This window comes from Robertmurraya beringensis (genome assembly GCF_042433785.1).
GTDB lineage: Bacteria > Bacillota > Bacilli > Bacillales > Cytobacillaceae > Robertmurraya_A > Robertmurraya_A beringensis.
Map to the genome: position 1 here is coordinate 1 of NZ_JBHLUU010000071.1, position 3,255 is coordinate 3,255.

Consider the following 3,255-nt stretch of genomic DNA (forward strand, 5'->3'; position numbering starts at 1 on the left):
TGTTAATGGCGTTTTATTATGTCCCGAAATTGACGTTACTAATTGTCCCAACACTGACGGATTCACTGTCCAAAATGAAGGGGAAGCACCTTTATGCTTCCCCTAGAATCTTACAAATCAACGTGATACGTTTCATTATTCTTAAGGTAGAACCTAATCTCATTTCTGCCAGTAATGATGTACCAGTCTCTACCCAGTTCCAAACGGCAAGATAGAATCTTTCCATTTCCTAGATGGAGATCAAACCATTCACCGCAACGCATTTTATAACCTGTATTATCTCCCCAAAACACAACCCAACAATCCAACTCAGCGTTGTAGTTCATTTCTTTCCAGCGGCTTTTCATGAAAGTTCCCCCTGGATAACTTGCTTAATCATATGATCATCAATGATTCTTCGACCATTTTGTGAGCCATATAAAAGACTATGTGTACAAAGTTTATTAATGAGCCTTGCGGCACCACCAGAGAACTGATGAATTTCATCAAGCGCCCCATCAGAAAAGATAGGTTGATCAACTCCGGCATAACGAAGATGCCTAGATACATATTCTTCAACTTGAGCACGATCGAGATGGCCTAGCTGGAATTGGATATCGATTCTTTGGCGTATGGCTGCATATGATTGCAGTCGAAGTCGATCCCATAGCTCGCTTTGACCGACGAGAATAAGCGCCATCGGACTTTGCGAATCCATTTTGAAGTTTAATAGAAAACGAACTTCTTCAAGCATTTCCCGGTCCAGAAGGTGAGCTTCATCCACTACTACAACTGGCTGGAGTCCTCGTATACCTTTCATCAATTCTATCTCTCGGTGAAGCTGCCGTTTCGCATCTCCTCGATAAAACTTCGCTTCAGAGCCTAGTTGTTCCAATAGCCCTTTATAAAAATGGCGCGGGGTTAATTTTGAATCTGATAGATAAAGGACATGAAATTTTCCTTTATCTAATCTATTCACAAACTTACGGATTGTCGTAGTCTTTCCTGTACCACTATCTCCACTTAGGACCGCAAAAAGCTGTCTATCGGCTGCATATTTTAGCCTTCCAAGGATTTCTTGCATCATGGAAGAATCATAAAGTTGGTCTGTTGGTAGATCTCTGGTAAAAGGTGTATTGTCCATTTCATAAAAGGTTTCAAACACGAGAATCATCCTCCTTCCAGACAGCACGGAAGGTTACGGCAGGTTTTTGTTCGATTTGACGTTCCTGATTCTTTCGTTCAGCTGCCTTTAATAGTCTTGAAGAGTCAACACTCTGCACCTTCAGGTGCTCAGGTAATTCAGGCCGTTTTCCAGCTCTTTCCCCAATGACAAGCTTTCTAGCTTTCCAAGGAGTATAACCCTCGAACTCAATGGTAAGTTCCTCGATATTCGCAGGATCATAGACAACATCAACCTGTCGTCCAATAAATGTTAAACCCACCTCATATTTGTGATCCATGAAACTGATGCATCCTGACTTATCAACTTTTCTTGTTTCGCAATGAAGAAAGGCATTGCTTAAAGTATCAGGATCGATAAAGCGAATTGCTTTCCTGTCCGAACGAAAAGCTGTTTCCGGACTAATTTTCTCCCCAAGTGCAGAGTGAGGCTTATTCTGATAACACTCTGTCAACCACACCTGAAAAAGTTCATTCAGTCGATCTAGAGTATTGGGCTTTTCGATGACAGCTTCACTAATAAATGAATCTATAACTCTATTAAATCTTTCAATTTTTCCTTTTGATTCGGCAGAATAAGGCCTTGTGTAAGTAAGACGAGTGCCAATTTTGGAACATGTGCGTGACATCCACTTGGTTCTATATTGCTTTCCATTATCAAAATACACTGCTTCCGGAACACCATATTTTTGGATTGCTTGTCGGAATGCATCTTCAATGATTCTTGAATCTAGAGTAGGATAAAAGGCTGCATGAACCACTAACCTTGTGGCATCGTCGATAAAAGCGACAAGATATACTTGTTTCTTGATTCCATTTGGACCAATAGGTAAATATGGGCCATATTTGATATCTGATTGCCAAAGTTGGTTCCGATGCCGTTTCTGAAATCGTCGGGCGGCAACTCCAGTTTGAGAATATAGGCGCATATGTCGCGAACTATATCCTTTTTCAGTCAGCTTTTCCTGCAGTGTGGATCTTTTAATTTGTCCTGGTTCAGCTAATTCTTCCCATTCAAGAATCTGGATAATCTGTGCCACACTACGGCTTGGCACTTCTTTTCGAAGAAGAATAGCCTGTTCCAATATATGAGGAGGGATAGCTTCTGACTTTTGAGAACCTTTTCTTCCTTGTGGCTTCAATCCCCCAAATCCATCCTCACGAAATTGAGCTAAATATCGCCTAATAGTTCTTTCTGAAAGGCCATTGGCTTTCGCAATCTGTTCTTTTAACTCTTTTAATTTTCCAGCATCAAGTCCTTCTGCCAATAAAGGGGATATCAGCTGAAAACGCTGCACTGCCAATTCTTCTGATTTCTTATGATTCCTCATGATACACTCTCCTCTCTGTGTCTATCATGAGTGTAAATCAGGGGTTATTGGACAATGAATGCAGAACGGGTATGTATCCAAAAATTAATATTTACAATGGGCCGGACAATTCTTGTCAGCCATCCATTGGCATCTCCTGCCAAGCGCCCTATCCTTTGAAGTGCAGTCCCTGAACTTTCGGACGAGAAATCCAGAGGGATGTTTCCTTGATTGGTTCTGATCATGATGGATGTTAAACACCCCAACCAATAATCCACAAATTCATGAATCCAGCCATGCCATCTCGAAAGAGTAGAATCATCGGCTGGAACAGTATGGTCGGATGGATTCGAGAGAACGCTTTCAATACATTCAGCTTCATAGCGCTTATAAGGGATTAATATATCCGGCAGTTCATGATGTATCGTACAGCAACAAGTGCACCTTAGTCTTCGGATGTTATAGGTCTTACTCTGCCCTGAATGATCAATAGATTTACGATTCTTAGATCCTATTACCAACATGTCTTTCCCACAACATGGAGAAGGAATCCTCCCCGCACCTCTAACGAAAAACTCCAGTTAGATTGTTTTCAATCAGCTTATAATCTGATACAATAACCATATACTTTTTGGTGGGACGTCTCCCGTATAACTGTTGGCGCAGTTATACATTATGGGAGTCGTCTTTTCCTTTCTCCGGAATATATTCATGGACATTATACTCGACCACTTCCGGACAGGCAATACCGTCAACTTTCGGTAATTTAAGAGTGTCAAAAACA

The 3,255-nt window shown here is 41.2% G+C and carries 4 protein-coding genes; all 4 read right to left on the reverse strand.

The features are described from left to right. Positions 1 to 110: 110 nt before the first annotated feature. From ACFFHF_RS12020 to ACFFHF_RS12035, 4 genes are read right to left on the reverse strand one after another with little or no spacing between them, the layout of a single operon-like run. Positions 111 to 347, reverse strand: coding sequence for a DUF5348 domain-containing protein (locus tag ACFFHF_RS12020; RefSeq protein ID WP_169102663.1), 237 nt, complete (start codon positions 345 to 347; stop codon positions 111 to 113). After that, entirely contained in the window at positions 344 to 1,144 is an 801-nt protein-coding gene (locus ACFFHF_RS12025) for an ExeA family protein (protein ID WP_340902837.1), read from the reverse strand. The genes ACFFHF_RS12020 and ACFFHF_RS12025 overlap by 4 nt, the downstream gene beginning before the upstream one ends. Continuing rightward, complete coding sequence (locus ACFFHF_RS12030; protein WP_160549919.1) at positions 1,137 to 2,492, reverse strand: DDE-type integrase/transposase/recombinase; 1,356 nt, start codon at positions 2,490 to 2,492, stop codon at positions 1,137 to 1,139. The genes ACFFHF_RS12025 and ACFFHF_RS12030 overlap by 8 nt, the downstream gene beginning before the upstream one ends. 44 nt (positions 2,493 to 2,536) lie before the next feature. Further along, the gene (locus ACFFHF_RS12035; RefSeq protein ID WP_160549921.1) at positions 2,537 to 3,052 is read right to left on the reverse strand and encodes a DUF6431 domain-containing protein; all 516 of its coding nucleotides are present in this window, start codon (positions 3,050 to 3,052) and stop codon (positions 2,537 to 2,539) included. Positions 3,053 to 3,255 lie beyond the last annotated feature (203 nt).

Excerpts from the sequence above, each read along its gene's own strand:
- ACFFHF_RS12020 (WP_169102663.1), bottom strand. The coding sequence starts at position 347 with ATGAAAAGCCGCTGGAAAGAAATGAACTACAACGCTGAGTTGGATTGT.
- ACFFHF_RS12030 (WP_160549919.1), bottom strand. The coding sequence starts at position 2,492 with ATGAGGAATCATAAGAAATCAGAAGAATTGGCAGTGCAGCGTTTTCAG.